Below are 17,467 nucleotides of genomic sequence, written 5' to 3'. Positions count from 1 at the left end.
TCGCACGATGAGATCCGCAGCATGACCGAGTCCTTCACCCGCATCGGCGTGGTCGGCGCCGGGGCAATGGGCCGTGGCATCGCCCAGTTGTTCGCCACGGCCGGCCTACCGGTGCGCCTGTACGACAGCAACCCGCAGACCGTGGAGCAGGCGCTGGCCTTCAACCGCGAGCTGCTGGAGCGCTCGGTGGCCAAGGGCAAGCTCAGCCCCGAGGCGCTGGCCGGGACGATGCAGCGCCTGCTGCCGACCCACAGCCTCGACGAGCTGGCCGACTGCGACCTGCTGATCGAAGCCATCATCGAGGACCTGGGCGCCAAGCAGGCGCTGCTGGCCGAGCTGGAAAAGCGCGTGGCGCCGGACGCCGTGCTGGCGAGCAATACCTCGTCGCTCTCGGTGACCCGCATCGCCGCGCGCTGCCAGCACCCACAGCGGGTCGCCGGCTTCCATTTCTTCAACCCGGTGCCGCTGATGCGTATCGTCGAGGTGGTGCGCGGCCAGCGTACCGACGAATCGGTGGTACGCCGCCTGGGCCGGCTGGCGGAGCAGGCCGGCCACTTCCCGGCGGTGTCGCCGGACAGTCCCGGTTTCATCGTCAACCATGCCGGCCGCGCCTTCGGCACCGAGGCGCTGCGCATCCTCGGCGAAGGCATCGCCACGCCGGCGCAGATCGACCGCATCCTGCGCGACGGTCCGGGCTTCCGCATGGGACCCTTCGAGTTGTTCGACCTGACCGGCCTGGACGTCTCCCACGCGGTGATGGAGTCGCTCTACCAGCAGTTCTACCAGGACCCGCGCTACACGCCCTCGCCGCTGGCCGCGCAGCGCGTCGCCGGTGGCCTGCTCGGGCGCAAGAGCGGCGAAGGCTTCTACCACTACCGCGACGGCCAGGTGCTGCGCGAGGTGGAAGCGCAACCGGAACCGGTGCTGCTGAACCGCCCGTACTGGCTCGACAGCCAGGACCCGGAATTGCGCCACCGCATCGCCGCGATCCTCACCCAGGGCGGCGTGGTGCTGGAAACCAGCGAAGCGCCGTCATCCCGCGCCATCTGCCTGGTCACCCCGCTGGGGGTGGACGCCAGCACCTGCATCGATGCCCTGGGCCTGCCGCCCGAACGCAGCCTGGCGCTGGAAACCTTCACCGACCTGGACCGCCGCCGCGTGCTGATGCGCCAGCCGGCGCTCGATCCGGCGCTGGAAATCCAGGCACGGCAAGCGCTGGGCAGCGACGGGGTGCCGGTGGAAGTGATCAACGACTCGCCCGGCTTCATCAGCCAGCGGTTGATCGCCGGGATCGTCAACCTCGGTTGCGAGATCGCCCAGCGCGGCATCGCCAGCCCGGTGACGCTGGACCGCGCGGTGCAACTGGCGCTGGGGTATCCCTTCGGCCCGCTGGCCTTCGGCGAGCACTACGGTGCGGCACGCATCCTCACCATTCTCCAGGGCCTGCAGGCCTGCTACGGCGAAGCGCGCTACCGGCCAAGCCCCTGGCTGCGTCGACGGGTACAGTTGGATTTGCCGCTGCACAGTCCCGATCGGGCGGAGTGATTCCGTGGGAACGATGCCCGAAATCGACGCCGGCGGCGGCCTGTAGGAGCGAGCTTGCTCGCGAACCGCCCAACACTGGAGCTGCCGGGCAGTCCGTTCGCGAGCGAGCTCGCTCCTACGAAAAGCGGCGGCGTCGTCAGAACGCCACGCGCTGCCCCGCCAGCAGCTTCTTCAGCGCCGCCGTGCGCTGCGCCTGTGGCATCGCCCCAAGCTTCTCCACCCGCGCATAGAACGCCGGCCAGTTGCCGCCGACCTGGGCGAACAGCGTGGCAAAGGCGGGCACCCACTGGTCGTAGAGGCCGAAGGGCAGCAGCTTGGCGTTGTTCAGCGGGCCGTTGACCCAGGCGTCGAAGGGCGCCTTGCCGCCCCAGTCGCGGTCGCACAGCTCGCGATACTCGCGGCGCAGGCGCTCGAACTCGGCCGCCTTCCCGGCACGTTTCTCGGCATCGCTGCGCGGGCTGGCGTAGAGGGTCTGCAGCCGCTCACGGGTATCGAGCACCAGTTGGGTGAAGCGCTTGCGCTGCTCGGCCAGCAGCGGCGCCTCATCCGCCAGGCCGCGCGCGCTGCGCCAGCGACGGCCGCCCTCGGCTTCGACGAAGGAGGCGAAGGATTCGTTGAAGGCCGTGTCGCCGGGCAGGTAGAACTTCTGGTGCGCCAGCTCGTGGAAAAGGGTTTCCGCCAGGCGCTGGTCGCCCCAGCGCAGCATGCTGCTGAGGATCGGGTCGTTGAACCAGCCGAGGGTCGAGTAGGCCTCCACACCACCGACGTAGACGTCCAGCCCCTCCTCCTTCAGGCGCTTCGCCTCGGCCTGCGCGCCCGCCTCGCCGTAGTAGCCGCGGTAGGCCACGCAGCCGGCGATGGGGAAGCAGTGGGTCAGCGGCTGCAGCGACAGCTCCGGGGTGGCGAAGACGTTCCACACCACATTGGGCCGGTGGATATCCGCGTAGAGGCGGTAGCTCTGGTTGTCCGGCAGGCCCAGCTCGGCGCTGGCGAAGGCGCGCGCCTGCTGGGACAGCTCCAGGCGCTGGCGCAGGGCAGGGTCGCGAGCCGGGTCGGACACCACCTCGGACACCGGTTCGCGGGCGGCCAGCAGGCGCAGTTGCCCGTCGGCCAGTTGCCCGTAATAGCCCACCGTGGAACAACCGCTCAGCGCCCAGATCGCCAGGCAGGGAACCCAGCGGCACAGGCGGCGGTCGAGTGTCGGGATAAGAAGGCGGAAGGGCATGCGCGGAACATAGCACAGCGCCTGGTCCGCCCGCTGGCACGACGCAAACTACCCCCAGGAGCCCCCCCCGATGCGCGCCGTTCTCACAGCCATCAGCCTGCTCGCCCTGAGCGGCTGCTCCCTGCTGATGCCACAACCCGACCCGAACCGCGCGTGGATCGATCTGGACACCAACAGCCAGAGCGATCTTGCCGCCATGAAGGTGGATGACAAGGAGTGGCCCAGCTCGCGCTACTTCGAGGTCGATCCGGGGCAGCATGAGCTGCGCGTGCGCTTCCAGTTCCAGGTCGAGCCGGTGGATATCGGCCCGGTGAACGAAGCCCTCTGGCGCGATTGCGAGATGACGGTGAGGTACAAGGACTTCGCCGCCGGCCAGCGCTATCGCCTGGAAACCGGCAGCATCGGTTTCCGCCCGTGGGCCAAGCTGTACGACGCGCAATCCAACGAAATCGCGCGGGGCCGCGAACGCGGTTGCGATCGCGCCTGACGGCAGCGAGCCGGCGCGGGGTTATGCTGTGGCTATGGATCCTTTCGCCACGGTGAACCCTCATGCGCCTGTGTCTGCTCTTCGCGCTCGCCCTGCTGGGCGGCTGCGCCGGCCCGCTGCCCGACCACGACCCGCAGATGGCCTGGGTCGATCTCTACACCACGCCCGGCAAGACGCTGATGGCCGAGCGCCTGGACGGCAAGTCGGTCAATGACGGCCGCTATTTCCAGGTGAGCCCGGGACGGCACGAGCTGCTGGTGCGCTTCCAGTACGAAGTGCCCAGCGGCGGCGGCATGGGCGCGCTGAGCGACCCGTCGGAGCTGACCTGCCGGGTCAAGGTGGTCTACGACCAGTTCGCCGCCGGCCAGCGTTATCAGCTGGAACTGCGGCCGCAACTGCGCAGCGCCCTGGCGCTGCTGACCGACGCCAGCGGAACGCTGCTGGCGAAGACGGATTTCCAGGGGCCGGTGAGCTGCGGGTTGTTCTGAGGGAAGATCGGAAGGCTCTCGGGGACAACTCGTACTGCCGCCCCCTCGCGGTCCCATACCGATACACCTGTAGGAGCGAGCTTGCTCGCGAACCCTGCCAGCGCTGGCGTGGCCGGCTCATTCCGTTCGCGAGCAAGCTCGCTCCTGCAAGGAAAAGCGATCCGGCATTCGTCAGCTGTCGTTCTTCTGGTAGATGATCCGCCGCTTGCCGTTATCGCAGGTGCCGACCACCATGTTCGGGTCCTTCACCTCGGACTTGTCCACGATCTCCAGGGTGTAGGACGTCACCCCGGCGGCCTGGATCTTGGCCTCGATCTCCGCCTTGAGCTCCTCGCACGGCTTGGGCGCCGCCCAGCCCGCCGGCGCCGCCAGCAGCAACGCCACGCTTGTCGCCACAGTCCATTTCATCGTCATCGCCGTCCCTCGTCATACCCCCATGCGGGGCACCCTATCCTAACGGTGGACCGCCTCCGGACGGCAGAGTGCCCAGCCCGGTTCTCCCCCGGCATGAAAAAGGCCGGGGCCCTTGCGGGCTCCCGGCCGGGTCGTCCGCTGCGAAGCGCTTACTTCGAGTAGACGATTTCCTTGGTACCGCCGTCGCAGGTGCCCACGACCTTCTTGTCGGTGGCAGTGCCCTTGTCGACGATCTCCAGGGTGAACGAGGCGACGCCCTTGGCCTTGAGCTTCGCGTCGATCTCCGCCTTCAGCTCTTCGCACGGCTTGCCGGCAGCCAGGACATTGCCCGCCAGCGCGAAGACCCCCACGGCCAACAGAAACTTCTTCATCGTTAACGCTCCCTCGTCATGCTCAGGAAAAGGCCCGGCCGGGCCGAAAACCGGGCAGGCCCGGTGCACCGCTCACGGCGCGCCGCGAGCATCGCAGGCGCGCATGACAAACGTCCGAGGGTCGCTCGAGGTGGCCGCCGACCCTTAGCTGTCGGTGATCCGGAAACCGACCTTGATGGTCACCTGGTAGTGGCCGACCGCGCCGTTCTCGATATGCCCACGGGTTTCCAGCACCTCGAACCAGTCCAGGTGCTTGATGCTCTTGGACGCTTCGGCCAGGGCGTTGTTGATGGCGTCCTCGATGCTGGTGCGCGAGGAACCGACCAGCTCGATCTTCTTGTAGGTGTGATGGTTCGACATGCCCGCTCTCCTTCGTTCGCCGCGCCGCACAGGCAGAGTGCCAGCGCCTCCTAGGACACTAGTAGAGGGGTGGACTCAGGGCAAACGCGTCCGGTTCAGACTTTCGCCTCAGACGTTCAGCTCGCCCCGCAGCCAGTCCGCCAATTGCACGGCACGCCGGTCCGGCAGTCGCGCGGGTACCCACAGCGCCAGCCGCGCGCGGGTTTCGACGAAACCCCAGGGCGCGGCCAGACGGCCGGCGGCGAGGTCGTCGGCCACCACCTGCTGCGGCGCGATGGCCACGCCCAGACCGGCCACCGCCGCTTCCAGCAGGTAGTAGAGGTGCTCGAAGCCCTGCCCGAGCCGCAGCGCGCCGGCATCCAGGCCGCTGTTGGTCGCCCACGCCGGCCAGGCCTGCGGGCGCGAGGCGGTGTACAGCAGCGACTCGCCGAGCAGGACGGTGGCGGGCGCCGCACAGAGTTCGGCGAAACGCGCGTAGCGCGGGCTGAGCACCGGGCCGACGCGCTCCACCGCCAGTTCGTGCACCTGCATGTCGGCCGGCCAGGGCGGTTCGGCGAAGTACAGGGTGGCGTCGAGGCCGGCGCGGCGCGGGTCGAGTTCGCCCTCGCTGGCCGACAATTGCAGGCGCAGGCCGGGCAGGTCACGGTTCAGCCGGTCCAGCCGGGGGATGAACCAGCGCGCCAGCAGACTGCCCGGACAACCGAGCACGAAGGGCGCGTTGCCGTCGACCTGGCGCTGCAGCTCGGCGCAGACGTTGCGCAGGCGCTCGAACGAGTCGCTGGCAACCTCGCTCAGGCGCTGGCCGGCATCGGTGAGTTTTACGCCACGTCCGTCCTTGACGAAGAGGGTGACGCCCAGTGCCTCCTCCAACTGCCGCACCTGCCGGCTTACCGCGCCGTGGGTGACATTCAGCTCGTCGGCCGCCGGACTCACGCCACGCAGACGCGCGGCCGCCTCGAAGGCGCGCAGGGCATTGAGTGGCGGAAGGTCTCGGCTCATGGCGTTCTATCCGTGAGTTTTTCTGACAGGTTGTGGCGATCTTATCGCTTTTCCCCGTCATCACACAGCCGTATCCTGAGCAGCATCTACAGGAGCGGGCCATGCCCGCGACCGCGCCCATCGGGCGCCCTGCGCCACGACACCCAAGGAGCCTTCCCATGTCCACACTGCGCACCGGTCCAGACGCCAAGGGCCTGTTCGGCCACTTCGGCGGCCAGTACGTCGCCGAGACCCTGATGCCGCTGATCCACGATCTGGCCCGCGAGTACGAGAAGGCCAAGGAAGATCCGCAGTTCCAGCAGGAGCTCGCCTACTTCCAGAGCGACTACGTCGGCCGCCCGAGCCCGCTGTACTTCGCCGAGCGCCTGACCGAGCACTGCGGCGGCGCGAAGATCTACCTGAAGCGCGAAGAGCTGAACCACACCGGCGCGCACAAGATCAACAACTGCATCGGCCAGATCCTGCTGGCCAAGCGCATGGGCAAGAAACGCATCATCGCCGAGACCGGCGCCGGCATGCACGGCGTGGCGACCGCCACCGTGGCCGCGCGCTTCGGCATGGAGTGCGTGATCTTCATGGGCACCACCGACATCGATCGCCAGCAGGCCAACGTGTTCCGCATGAAGCTGCTCGGCGCCGAGGTGATCCCGGTCACCGCCGGCACCGGCACCCTCAAGGACGCGATGAACGAAGCGCTGCGCGACTGGGTCACCAACGTGCACAACACCTTCTACCTGATCGGCACCGTGGCCGGCCCGCACCCGTACCCGGCGATGGTCCGCGACTTCCAGGCAGTGATCGGCAAGGAAACCCGCGAGCAGCTGGCCGAGAAGGAAGGGCGCCTGCCCGACTCGCTGGTCGCCTGCATCGGCGGCGGCTCCAACGCCATGGGCCTGTTCCACCCGTTCCTCGATGACGCCAGTGTCAAGATCATCGGCGTCGAGGCCGCCGGTCACGGCATCGAGACCGGCAAGCACGCGGCCAGCCTGAACGGCGGCGTGCCGGGCGTGCTGCACGGCAACCGCACCTTCCTGCTGCAGGACGAAGACGGCCAGATCATCGATGCGCACTCCATCTCCGCCGGCCTGGACTACCCCGGCATCGGCCCGGAACACGCCTGGCTGCACGACATCGGTCGCGTCGAGTACACCTCGATCACCGACCACGAGGCGCTGGAAGCCTTCCACCAGTGCTGCCGCCTGGAAGGCATCATTCCCGCGCTGGAGTCCTCCCACGCGCTGGCCGAAGTCTTCAAGCGCGCGCCGAACCTGCCCAAGGACCACATCATGGTGGTGAACCTGTCCGGTCGTGGCGACAAGGACATGCAGACCGTCATGCACCACATGCAACAGGAGCAGAAAGCATGAGCCGCCTGCAGACCCGCTTCGCCGAACTGAAACAGCAGAACCGCGCCGCCCTGGTGACCTTCATCACCGCCGGCGACCCGGGCTACTCCACCTCGCTGGACATCCTCAAGGGCCTGCCGGCCGCCGGCGCCGACGTGATCGAGCTGGGCATGCCGTTCACCGATCCGATGGCCGACGGCCCGGCGATCCAGCTGGCCAACATCCGCGCCCTGGGCAACGGCCAGAACCTGGCCAAGACCCTGAAGATGGTCCGCGAATTCCGCCAGGACGACAGCACCACGCCGCTGGTGCTGATGGGCTACTTCAACCCGATCCACTACTACGGCGTGGACAAGTTCATCTCCGACGCCAAGGAAGCCGGTGTCGACGGCCTGATCGTGGTGGACCTGCCGCCCGAGCACAACGAAGACCTGTGCCACCCGGCCCAGGCCGCCGGCCTGGACTTCATCCGCCTGACCACCCCGACCACCGACGACCAGCGCCTGCCGACCGTGCTCGAAGGCAGCTCGGGCTTCGTATACTACGTCTCGGTAGCCGGCGTGACCGGTGCCGGCGCCGCGACCCTGGAGCACGTCGAGCAGGCCGTGGCACGCCTGCGTCGCCACACCGACCTGCCGGTCTCCATCGGCTTCGGCATCCGCACCCCGGAGCATGCGGCAAGCATCGCGCGTCTCGCCGACGGCGTGGTGGTGGGCTCGGCGCTGGTGGACAAGATCGCCAACGCGGAAAGCTCCGCCGCTGCTGTGCAAGGCGTGCTCGGCCTGTGCCGCGAACTGGCCAACGGCGTCCGCAACGCTCGCTGATTGCGGCTCTACCGTAGGAGCGAGCTTGCTCGCGAACCCGCCCAGCCACGGAACTGCCGGGCAACTCTGTTCGCGAGCAAGCTCGCTCCTACAAGGTCCGCACCCAGCAAAAAGCCCGGCGAATGCCGGGGCTTTTTCGTTTCAGGCGGGGCTTACTCCACGCTCTCTTCCTGCGGCTCTTCTTCCGCGCCAGCGGCAGCCCCAGCGCCCAGCCCCAGCCCCTGCGCGGAGCCCACGGCAAAGGCGACGAACTCCTGGGGGGTCATGTCCTTGCCGTTGAACTTCACCTTGTCGTCTGCATAGGCCAGCGAGCTGCTCAGGCTGTTGCCGTCCAGTACCGCCCACTCCGATTGCAACGCCATGCCGCTGAACAGGTCGGTCATGGCGTCGGTCTGCTGCTTGAGCGCCACCGGGTCGATACCGCCGGCGTCCTCACCGCCCAGCGCAGCCTGCAACGCGACGACATCGCCGATCACCGCCTTGTCCACCTTCAGGTTGGCCGTCAGCGACGCCAGCACGCTGCGGGCGATCTCGTCCGGCGTCCGGGCGCTCTGGTCGGGCTTGCGCAGGTCCACGGCGACGGAGACCTTCGCCACGCCGTTGGCGGTCTGCAGCGACAGCTCATCCAGCGCCAGCTTCGGCGAACTGTCGAGCAGGCGCAGGAACTGGCCCTTGAGCGCGGCCTCCTGCTCCGGGGTCAGTTCCCCGGTATCGCCGACGCTGCTCATGCCGTACTGGCTGTAGGTTTCCTTGATGGACTGGAGGGTGCCTTCGTCCAGGTTGCGCAGGCTGGTGTCGAGCTTCAGGCCGCCGACTTCCTGCCCCTGCACCAGCAATTGGCCGACGCGGTAGGACAGCGTCTGGTCCAGGCCCTTCTCGCCCTGCGTGAGCACTTCCTCGCCAACGGTCTGGCGCAGCTCCACCTCCGGGCTGCCCGGTGCCTTCACGCGCAGGCTCCTGAGGCTGACCGAGCTGGGGCCGAGGGCGAAGCCGTTGGCGTTTTCCCTCTTGTCGCCCGCGATATCCAGGTCGCGCAGTTGAACCTGCACCGGCTGGCCGCTCTGCGGGTCGAAGAACACCAGGTCGGCCTCGGCCATCCGGCCGTCGGCGCGCACGTCCTTGCGGTCGCCGGACACACTGAAGTTCACCTTGGCCGGCGAGACGCGCAGGCTTTCACCGTCCTGGGCGAACTGCAGGGCGGCGCTCTCGAAGACGCCGTCCTGCCGCTGGTCGTAATGAATGGCCAACTCGCCGCTGATCGGCGTCTTGCCGCCGGCGGCGGCGAACAGCGGCGCGCTGGAATCGTTCTGCTCCAGGGCGAAATGACTCTGCGCCATGACCGGCGCCAGCTTGCCGGCGGCCAGGCGCGACGGCGGGAACGGGCCGTGCTCGAGGCGGTCGGTGAACACCAGGGTGGTGGGCGCCTCGCCTTCGTCGCCGGTGATGATCACCTGGTAGCGCGCGCTGCTGGAGAGCAGGCCGCGCTCCATGCCGAGCAGGGCGACGGTCATGCCCAGGTCGGGCGCGTCGGCCTGGAGGAGGGTGTTGGCCTGTTCGATGCCACGGGTGACTTCCTGCTCGACGCGCGAGCCGGTGTACCAGGCGCCGGCAACGGCAATGCCGACGACGGCCAGGGGGATGGCGATGGCCAGGGCGGTCTTCTTCATGGGGCTTCCTTTCGTGTGCGGCCGTACGGGGACATCCTGTCGACCGTTCAGGTGGGCGGCGCGATGCTAGCAGGCACAATGCCTACACTCCAGCCGACAGATTCACACAGCCCGCATTGACCCATGCAGTACCGCTGGCAGGATAGACCCGACCGACCACCCTCGGAAGCCGACCACCATGCCCCTGCTGCACAGCGTCCACCACATCGCCCTGATCTGCTCGGATTACCCACGTTCCAGGCACTTCTACACCGAGGTGCTGGGCCTGCGGGTGATCGCCGAGACCTACCGCGAAGCGCGCAACTCCTGGAAGCTCGACCTGGCGCTGGGCGATGCGCAACTGGAGCTGTTCTCCTTTCCCGGCGCGCCGCCGCGGCCGTCCTACCCCGAGGCGCAGGGGCTGCGCCACCTCGCCTTCGCCGTGGATGACCTGGACAGCGCCGTGGCCCACCTGCAGAGCCACGGCGTGGCCTGCGAAGCGATCCGCACTGATGAGCTGACCGGCAAGCGCTTCACCTTCTTCGCCGACCCGGACGACCTGCCGCTGGAGCTTTACCAGCGCTGATGCCGCGGCCTGGCATCTGCCGGATAGCCAACCCCCTGTAGGAGCGAGCTTGCTCGCGAACCCACCCAGCACCGGAGCTGCCGGCGAAAAAACTTTTCGCGAGCAAGCTCGCTCCTACAAATTCAGGCCGGCACGGCCTCGCTGCCCAGCGCCCCGCGCAGGCTCGCCAGGTCGCGCAGTGGCGGCGCACCGAACAGGCGGCTGTATTCGCGACTGAACTGCGAAGGGCTCTCATAGCCCACGCGGTGCCCGGCCACCGCCACTTCCAGCCCCTCCGACAGCATCAGCCGCCGCGCCTCCTGCAGGCGCAATTGCTTCTGGTACTGCAGCGGGCTCAGCGCGGTCACTTCCTTGAAGCGGTGGTGCAGGGTGGACACGCTGAGGTTCACCTCGCGGGCCAGTTCCTCGATGCGCAGCGACTTGTCGTAGTTGCGGTTGAGCCATTCGATGGCGCGGGTGACGCGGTGGGTCTGGCTGTCGGTCATCGCCAGGTCGTGCAGCAGATGGCCCTGGGGGCCACGCAGCAGGCGGTATAGGATTTCACGGACGAACAGCGGCGCCAGCATCGGGATATCGCGCGGCGTGTCGAGCAGGCGCATGAGCCGCAGCAGGGCGTCGAGCACGGTGCAATCCACGCGTTGCAGGTAGATGCCGCGGCCGGCCGGCCGTGGCGTGCTGCCGGCAAGGCCCGCTTCGGCGATCAGCCGGGTGAGTTCGCCCGGGTCGATGTCCAGGCGGATCGACAGGTAGGGCTTTTCTTCCGAGGCCTCGATCACCTGGCCGGACACCGGCAGGGTCACCGACACCACCAGCAGGTTGAGCTCGTCGTAGCGGTACACCTCGCTGCCCAGGCGAATTTCCTTGCTGCCCTGGGCGATGACGCACAGGGCAGGGCGGTAGAGGGTCGGCATCCGCCCCTCGCTGGGACAATCGCTGCGCGCCAGCAGCAGCGAATCGACGGCGGTTTCGAAGACGCCTTCAGCCTGGCAGTGGCGCTGGATGATGTCGGCCAGCTCCTGGCGGCCGGCGGCGACGGGATCGTAGGGCTGGGACATGCGGGACCTCCAGTGGCGGCGCTCGCAGCTTACGCCCGCGACGCCCGCGCGAGTGTGACAGTAAGGCAGCCGCTGGAGGATCAGGCAAGCAATCGGCAGGAATGGACAAGCCACGCCGGCTTCGGCTCGCGCACCGTGGCGGTGCAGGGGCTGGAAACACCCTGTTTCAGAACACGGCGAATGTTACGCAGGATCAGGCAAGAAGGCGGCAGCATCCGGATAACGTCCGGCCCTGGCCAGGCCGTAATCTTCCTGTCAGTCGTCCGAGGAGCCACCCCGGACTTCTTCGGCGTAATGCGGAGGGCAGGACATGCACTGGCAAACCCCCATCGAACACGAATTGCAGATCCACCCCCGGCTGGGGCACGAGGCGGAACTGGGCGCCCTGATCGACAACCTGGTCGACGGCGCACGCCGCGCGCCGGGGTGCCTGCGCTGCCAGCTGGTCGTCCGGGAGAACGGCCAGCCGTGGCTGCTGCAGGGCAGTTGGAAGGACGAGGAGGCGCTGCTGGACTACTTCGCCGAGCCCTCGTTGCAGCTGCTCGGCGAAGTGCTCTTGTGCCACTGCCGAAGCCTTGGCGGCGGCATAGTGGAAACCCTCGATCAGGCCACCGGAAAGGTGGCCTGAATCTTTTCAGCTCCTCAATACTCCAGGCTCCAGCCCAGGGTGAAGGTACGCCCGCGGCCCTGGTAGTCGTAGAGGTAGGCCGGCCCGTAGGTCGGCGAATAGAACAGCGCGGCGCGCTGGCCCCAGACGGTGCTGTACTGCTTGTCCAGCAGGTTCTGGATACCGGCGCTGAAGGTGCCGAAACCGGTCTTCTGCTCGCCCATCAGGTCGAAGGTGGTGTAGCCGTCGATCTCGTGGTCCGCATCATCCTTCAGGTTGAACGCGTGCTGGGCCTGCAGGCGGGCACTGCGCTCGCCATCGCCCCAGCCAACGAAGGCGGTGGATTTGGACAGCGACGCATAGCGCGCATCGCGCTTGATCCAGTCGCCGTCGGCATCTTCCTCTTCCGAACGCACCAGGTGCAGCGTGGTGCCGCCCTGCCAGCCATTCTCGAAGTAGCGGGTGACCGCGCCCTCGAAGCCGAAGTCGCGGCTCTTCTGGTCCTGCACGTCGATGGTCAGGGTCGCCTGGTCGGTGGTGATGATCTTGTCCGACCAGATGTAATAGACCGCCGCCTGAGCCTGCCACTGCAGGTCGCTGTAGCGCCAGCCGGTCTCGACCTGGCGGCTCTTGATGCCGGCCAGCGGGTTGTCGTCCACCGACAGGCCGGGCTTGCCGTAGTACTTGGCCGGGTCGGGCAGGTCGAAGCCTTCGCTGTAGTTGGTCCAGACCTGGTGGCCATTGCTGAAGTCGTAGATCGCGCCGAGGTTGAACAGGTTGACCTGGTAGTCGTTGCTGCCGCCGGGCACGCCTTTGAAGTCGTCCACCTCGACGTCCATCTTCTGGTGGCGCGCGCCGCCGGAAATGGTCAGGTGGTCGGTCACCTTCCAGTCCAGTTGGCCGTACACCGACAGGCCGTCGACGATGTAGCTGGGGTAGCGCGGCGCGCTGCTGGCGGTTTCCAGGTCCAGGCCGCCGCTCTCGGAGGACAGCCGCTGGTCGAAGACCTTCTGCTCGGCGTTGAAGCGCTCGTGGTCGAAGTCCACGCCGTAGGTGAACTTCAGCGAATCCCACTGCTTGCTGAAGAGGCCCTTCAGGCCGCTGACCTCGAAGTTCTGCTGCGAGGCGGCGAAGTACACGCCCTTGGAGCCGGTTGGCTTGCCGGGGTTGTAGTAGGGGAAGGGATAGAAGTTGTCGTCTTCCTTGCGGTAGTAAGCCTGCAGGTAGAAGTCCTGGTCCAGCAGGTTGCTGTGGTGGTAGTTGGCGTTGAGCAGCACGCGGCGGGTGCGCGGCTCGAGGTCGGTGTCCATGCCGCTGCGGATCTGCGCATCCTCCAGGTCCGACGGCGCCTGGTACTTCAGGTTGGGAAAGTAGATGCCGGTGCTGCCGTCGTTGCCCGAGTCGTAGTACTGCGCCAGCAGGTCGAGGCTCTGCTCGTCGGTGAACTGCGCGGTGAGGTTGCCCATCACGTCGACGGTGCGGTTGTACTGCAGGTCGGTCTGGGTGTTGTCGATGAAGATCTGGTTGCCGGCGCCGTCGTAGAAAGCCTCGTTCTTCTCCGCCGACACGCCCAGGCGGCCGACCACGCGATCGTTGCCGCCGCTGATGGACTGTGCGGCGCGGGTGGAGAGGTCGTCGCTGTTGTTGAAGCCGCTGCTGGCACCCAGTTGCGTCTCGAAGCGCGCATCGCCGGCCGCGCCCTTCTTGGTGATGATGTTGATGATGCCGCCGGTGGCGCCGCCGCCGTAGATGGCGCTGGCGCCGGAGAGCACTTCGATGCGCTCGACGTTGAACGGCGAGATGCTGTCGAACTGGCGCGACAGGCCGCGCGAGCTGTTCTGGCTGACGCCGTCGATCATCACCAGCACGTTGCGCCCGCGCATGTTCTGGCCGTAGTTGGTGCGGCCTTCCGGCGCCAGGTCGAGGCCGGGGACCAGCTTGCCTACGGCTTCCTTGAGGCTGACGCCGGTATCCAGTTGCTCGCGCAGTTGGGTCTGGTCGACCACCCAGACCGTGCCGGGAATCGAGCTGATATCGGTGGGCGTACGCGCCGCCACGCTGATCTGCATCGGCGCCAGGCTCAAGGCGGCGGAATCGTCCTGCTCGCGCTTGAGCAGCACGGTGCGCTCGTCGGTGAAACGCCAGCTCACGCCGCTGCCGGAGAGCAGCTGGTTGAGCGCTTCCTCGGTGCTGTAGGTACCGTCCAGCCCTTCGCTCTGCAGGCCCTGGATGTCCTCGGAGTTGAACAGCAGGTGCAGCCCGGCCTGATCGGCGAACTGGGTCAGCGCGCTGTCCAGGCTGCGCGGGGCGATGTGCAGCTCGACGGCGGCGGAGCCGGCCGCATGGGCCAGGGGCGCGGCGCCGAGCAGGGAAGCCAGCAACAGCGCGCGGTGCAGCGGGGAAGGACGGTAATGCATGCGGGTGAAATCCGTTCTTGTGTGGGCAGGGTCGCGTAGTGAGAATTCTTCGCGTTCCTGCCTACGACGAAACGGCCAGGCAAACCTTGCAGTGGCAAATGCAAAAAATTTTCATTTTCTTGTGTGAGCGGGCGGGAATCGCTTTCGTAGGGCGAATAACGCCGGGGGCGTTATTCGCCCTACGGCTCCACCGGCACAGGGCAGAGGTCCCTTGTAGGAGCGAGCTTGCTCGCGAACGGATTTCCCGGCCGCTCAGGAGTTGGGCGGCGGTTCGCGAGCAAGCTCGCTCCTACGAAGAGCTATCCAGCTTTGGCGCGGGGCGAATCAGCACCAGCCAGGGAATATGGGTGACGGTCACCGGCTGCAACCGCTCCAGGGTCTTGAGCAGGGCGCCGGGATCCTGCAGGTCGAACACGCCGCTGACCTTGTGCTGGCGCAGCGCGCTGTCGGTCAGCACGATGCGGCCGGGGACGTAGCGCTCCAGTTCATCGAGGACTTCGCCCAGCGGGCGCTGGTTGAAGATCAGCTTGCCGCGCTGCCAGGCGCTGGCGCTGGACAGGTCCAGCGACTGCACCGGCTCGGGCGCGGCACTCTCTTGATAGCTCAGGCGCTCGCCAGCGGACAAACGCACCGGCTCGCTGCCGGCGCTGTTCACCTGCACGATGCCCTCGGTCACGTCCACGCGCACCTGCGGCCCGCGGCTGTCGACATCGAAGCGCGTACCCACGGCGCGCACTTCGCCGCCCCTGGCTTCGACGATGAACGGCCGTGCCGGGTCCTTGGCCACCTCGAACAACGCCTCGCCGCCATGCAGGCGCAGGCGCCGCTGCTGCGGGCTGAAGTCCACCGACAGCGCACTGTCGCTGTTCAACCAGACACGGCTGCCGTCGGCCAGCTCCAGCATCCGCCGCTCGCCGGTGCGGGTGGCGTAATCGGCATACAGCCCGGCCAGCGGCTCGGGCAGGGCGAGCGTCACCGCGATAGCGGCAACGCACGCAGCCGCCGCCAGCGCCAGCAGGCGACGGGGACGCCGCGCGCGCTGGCGATAGCTTTCAGCACTGCGCGTTTCCGGCAGCGCACCCCACAGGGCTTCAGCCTCGCAGGCGGCGCGTTCGTGCTCGGCGCTCTGCCCGCGCCAGCGCAGGAAATCCATGCGCTCGGCGGGGCCGGCGCTGCCCGAATGCAGCTGCACCAGGCGCTCGATGGCCTCGTCCGAAAGGTCCACGCGGCTCATGGCGTGCCCTCCTGGCGCTGCGCCCAGTCGCGGCAATGGCGCATGGCCTGGACGATGTACTTGCCCACCATGCTCTCGGACACGCCCAGGCGCTGGGCGATCTGCGCGTGGGTGAGGCCGTCGAGGCGGTTCATCAGCAGCGCCTCGCGGGCGTTCGCCGGCAACTGGTCGAGGGCGGCGTCCAGATGCTCCAGCGCCTCATGGACGAGCAGGCGGTGCTCCAGCCCGGATGCAGGATCGCTCAGGTCGTTGGCGGCAGTTTCGTCGACATGCAGCTCCGCCAGCCGACCCTCGCGGCGCAGGTTGTCGATGGCGATGTTGCCGGCCACGCGAAACAGGTAGGCGCGCGGGTCCTGCACCTCGGCTTCGGCGGGGTGGTCGGCCAGGCGCAGCCAGGTGTCCTGGGCGACGTCGGCGGCGCGCTGGTTGTCCCCCAGCCTGCGGGCGAGGAAGCGCATCAGGTCTGCGTAGTGCGCCTGGAAGCTCTGCAGCAGGGAGGAGGAGGCGAAACGCCGCATGATGACCGAAATACCCTGGAAAACCGGCCAACGTCTGTCAGGCCGATAAGAAGGGTCGGCAGCATACACCGAATCGAGAATTATTATCGAATGCAAAAAAGTGTCAGCTCGTGAACTGCGAGAGGTCCAGCGGCCGCACTTCGCCCAGCCACATGGCGTAGTCGCGGTGATCGCGCAGATCGTTGCCGGTATTGGGGTGGACGAGGATCGCCAGGCCGTCGCGGTTCAGCGCCAGCCAGGGCACCAGGGTGGCGAAGGTGGCATTGTCGAAGGCCAGCTGGCAGCTCCAGTCCGGGTGCGGGCCGACCGGTCGCTCGTGGACGCGGCCCATCTTCGCACCGAAGCGGCGCCCCGCCTCCTCGCACAGCGCACGGGCACGCTCGATGCTGCCGGCGTCGAAATAGACGTGGGCGTGGAAGTCCTGAATCTCGCTCATCGGTCCTGCTCCAGTTCCGCCTGCAGCCAGTCGACGAATCGCTGCACCAGGCGCATCCGCCGTTTGCGCTCGGGCAGCACGGCGTAATAGCCGAAGCGCGATTGCAGCGATCCGGCGAGGGGCCGGCACAGTAACCCCTGTTCCAGCAGTTCGTCGACCAGATGCCGCCAGCCGATGGCCACGCCCTGCCCGGCGATGGCCGCCTGCACCAGCAGGGTGTAGTTGTCGAAGCGCAGCCCGGCCGGTGCCGGTGCACCGTCGATACCCAGCGCGCGGTATACGCCGCCCCAGTCGAACCAGCGGCTGGAGGCCTCGGGCTTGAGGTGCAGCAGCGGCAGCTCGGTGAGCGCCTGGGGCGACAGCGGCAGCTCGCGGCCTTCGAGCAGGCGCGGGCTGCACACCGGGAAGACTTCCTCGCTGAACAGGCGCAGCGCCTCGCCATGCTTGAAGCGCCCGTCGCCGAAGGCGATGGCCACATCGATGTCGCTGCGCAGGGCAATCGGGCTGCGGTCGCTGCTGATCAGGCCGACGTCCAGCTCCGGATGCGCCTGGCGGAAGCGCGGCAGGCGCGGCATCAGCCAGTAGGCGGCGAAGGCGAAATCGGTGGCGACCTGCAGCACTTCGTGGGGATGTTTCGCGGTGATCGCGGCGATGCCGGCGTCGATGCTCTCCAAACCGATCTGAACGTGCTGCTGCAGCACCTGTCCACTTTCGGTGAGGGCGATGCCCCGGTGGATGCGGTCAAACAGGCGCACGGCGAGGAGTTTCTCCAGGCGCTTGATCTGCTGGCTGACCGCCGGCTGGGTGGTGCGCAGCTCGCCGGCGGCGGCGGTGAAACTGAGCAGCCGGGCGGCTGACTCGAACACGCGCAACAGTTCCAGCGGCACGCTCATGGCTTGCTCTCGCATA

19 protein-coding genes are annotated in these 17,467 nt (G+C 67.7%); 7 read left to right on the top strand and 12 right to left on the bottom strand.

All coding sequences use genetic code 11. From position 1 onward, the window contains the following. Positions 1-21: 21 nt before the first annotated feature. Positions 22-1,545 (top strand): 3-hydroxyacyl-CoA dehydrogenase, encoded by a 1,524-nt coding sequence (locus H681_RS00435; protein WP_015474859.1) that lies wholly within the window; start codon positions 22-24, stop codon positions 1,543-1,545. A gap of 136 nt (positions 1,546-1,681) precedes the next feature. Here H681_RS00435 and H681_RS00430 read toward each other — a convergent pair whose 3' ends face one another. Continuing rightward, positions 1,682-2,770: an aminopeptidase gene (locus H681_RS00430; RefSeq protein ID WP_015474858.1), complete on the bottom strand. Its 1,089-nt coding sequence runs from the start codon at positions 2,768-2,770 to the stop codon at positions 1,682-1,684. A 70-nt stretch (positions 2,771-2,840) separates the two neighbouring features. On the opposite strand from H681_RS00430, the gene H681_RS00425 reads away from it, so the two are divergent. Both H681_RS00425 and H681_RS00420 read left to right on the top strand, forming a co-directional pair. Continuing rightward, positions 2,841-3,257, top strand: coding sequence for a PA0061/PA0062 family lipoprotein (locus tag H681_RS00425; RefSeq protein ID WP_015474857.1), 417 nt, complete (start codon positions 2,841-2,843; stop codon positions 3,255-3,257). Positions 3,258-3,319: 62 nt separating this feature from the next. Next, positions 3,320-3,745, top strand: a complete 426-nt coding sequence (locus tag H681_RS00420) for a PA0061/PA0062 family lipoprotein (RefSeq protein ID WP_015474856.1) — start codon at positions 3,320-3,322, stop codon at positions 3,743-3,745. A gap of 171 nt (positions 3,746-3,916) precedes the next feature. Here H681_RS00420 and H681_RS00415 read toward each other — a convergent pair whose 3' ends face one another. The 4 genes from H681_RS00415 to H681_RS00400 all read right to left on the bottom strand — a co-directional run bounded on the left by H681_RS00415 (position 3,917) and on the right by H681_RS00400 (position 5,889). Beyond that, positions 3,917-4,153 carry a DUF1161 domain-containing protein gene (locus H681_RS00415; protein WP_041712303.1) on the bottom strand — a complete coding sequence of 79 codons (237 nt, stop codon included), beginning with the start codon at positions 4,151-4,153 and terminating at the stop codon, positions 3,917-3,919. 155 nt (positions 4,154-4,308) lie between these two features. Continuing rightward, a complete protein-coding gene (locus H681_RS00410) occupies positions 4,309-4,530 on the bottom strand; it encodes a DUF1161 domain-containing protein (protein WP_015474854.1) in 222 nt (73 codons plus the stop codon). A gap of 144 nt (positions 4,531-4,674) precedes the next feature. Beyond that, positions 4,675-4,890: a dodecin gene (locus tag H681_RS00405; RefSeq protein ID WP_015474853.1), complete on the bottom strand. Its 216-nt coding sequence runs from the start codon at positions 4,888-4,890 to the stop codon at positions 4,675-4,677. Between the two features lie 108 nt (positions 4,891-4,998). Further along, a complete protein-coding gene (locus H681_RS00400) occupies positions 4,999-5,889 on the bottom strand; it encodes a LysR family transcriptional regulator (RefSeq protein ID WP_015474852.1) in 891 nt (296 codons plus the stop codon). A 158-nt stretch (positions 5,890-6,047) separates the two neighbouring features. Between H681_RS00400 and trpB the strand changes: the two genes are divergently transcribed. Together trpB and trpA are read left to right on the top strand one after the other, a co-directional pair. Then, the gene (gene trpB / locus H681_RS00395) at positions 6,048-7,256 is read left to right on the top strand and encodes a tryptophan synthase subunit beta (protein WP_015474851.1); all 1,209 of its coding nucleotides are present in this window, start codon (positions 6,048-6,050) and stop codon (positions 7,254-7,256) included. Next, positions 7,253-8,059: a tryptophan synthase subunit alpha gene (gene trpA / locus H681_RS00390; protein WP_015474850.1), complete on the top strand. Its 807-nt coding sequence runs from the start codon at positions 7,253-7,255 to the stop codon at positions 8,057-8,059. Before trpB ends, trpA begins: the two co-directional genes overlap by 4 nt. Before the next feature lie 152 nt (positions 8,060-8,211). Here trpA and H681_RS00385 read toward each other — a convergent pair whose 3' ends face one another. Continuing rightward, positions 8,212-9,726 (bottom strand): YdgA family protein, encoded by a 1,515-nt coding sequence (locus H681_RS00385; RefSeq protein WP_015474849.1) that lies wholly within the window; start codon positions 9,724-9,726, stop codon positions 8,212-8,214. Positions 9,727-9,904: 178 nt separating this feature from the next. On the opposite strand from H681_RS00385, the gene gloA2 reads away from it, so the two are divergent. Beyond that, positions 9,905-10,291, top strand: a complete 387-nt coding sequence (gene gloA2, locus H681_RS00380) for an SMU1112c/YaeR family gloxylase I-like metalloprotein (RefSeq protein WP_015474848.1) — start codon at positions 9,905-9,907, stop codon at positions 10,289-10,291. Between the two features lie 122 nt (positions 10,292-10,413). On the opposite strand, the gene H681_RS00375 is transcribed toward gloA2, so the two are convergent. Then, complete coding sequence (locus tag H681_RS00375) at positions 10,414-11,346, bottom strand: AraC family transcriptional regulator (protein ID WP_015474847.1); 933 nt, start codon at positions 11,344-11,346, stop codon at positions 10,414-10,416. 310 nt (positions 11,347-11,656) lie between these two features. Between H681_RS00375 and H681_RS00370 the strand changes: the two genes are divergently transcribed. Then, positions 11,657-11,974 (top strand): antibiotic biosynthesis monooxygenase family protein, encoded by a 318-nt coding sequence (locus tag H681_RS00370; protein ID WP_015474846.1) that lies wholly within the window; start codon positions 11,657-11,659, stop codon positions 11,972-11,974. Between the two features lie 14 nt (positions 11,975-11,988). On the opposite strand, the gene H681_RS00365 is transcribed toward H681_RS00370, so the two are convergent. The 5 genes from H681_RS00365 to H681_RS00345 form a co-directional block, all read right to left on the bottom strand. Next, positions 11,989-14,370 carry a TonB-dependent receptor gene (locus tag H681_RS00365; protein WP_015474845.1) on the bottom strand — a complete coding sequence of 794 codons (2,382 nt, stop codon included), beginning with the start codon at positions 14,368-14,370 and terminating at the stop codon, positions 11,989-11,991. A gap of 289 nt (positions 14,371-14,659) precedes the next feature. Next, positions 14,660-15,604: a FecR family protein gene (locus H681_RS00360; protein ID WP_015474844.1), complete on the bottom strand. Its 945-nt coding sequence runs from the start codon at positions 15,602-15,604 to the stop codon at positions 14,660-14,662. Continuing rightward, positions 15,601-16,122, bottom strand: a complete 522-nt coding sequence (locus tag H681_RS00355; RefSeq protein WP_015474843.1) for a sigma-70 family RNA polymerase sigma factor — start codon at positions 16,120-16,122, stop codon at positions 15,601-15,603. The genes H681_RS00360 and H681_RS00355 overlap by 4 nt, the downstream gene beginning before the upstream one ends. A 103-nt stretch (positions 16,123-16,225) precedes the next feature. After that, positions 16,226-16,558, bottom strand: a complete 333-nt coding sequence (locus tag H681_RS00350; RefSeq protein ID WP_015474842.1) for a DOPA 4,5-dioxygenase family protein — start codon at positions 16,556-16,558, stop codon at positions 16,226-16,228. Next, positions 16,555-17,451 carry a choline sulfate utilization transcriptional regulator gene (locus H681_RS00345; protein ID WP_015474841.1) on the bottom strand — a complete coding sequence of 299 codons (897 nt, stop codon included), beginning with the start codon at positions 17,449-17,451 and terminating at the stop codon, positions 16,555-16,557. The genes H681_RS00350 and H681_RS00345 overlap by 4 nt, the downstream gene beginning before the upstream one ends. Between the last annotated feature and the right edge of the window lie 16 nt (positions 17,452-17,467).

Origin of the sequence: Pseudomonas sp. ATCC 13867, from assembly GCF_000349845.1 — a bacterium.
GTDB lineage: Bacteria > Pseudomonadota > Gammaproteobacteria > Pseudomonadales > Pseudomonadaceae > Pseudomonas.
Note: the sequence above shows the minus strand (reverse complement) of the source record. Positions and strands in the feature narration are given on the sequence as shown.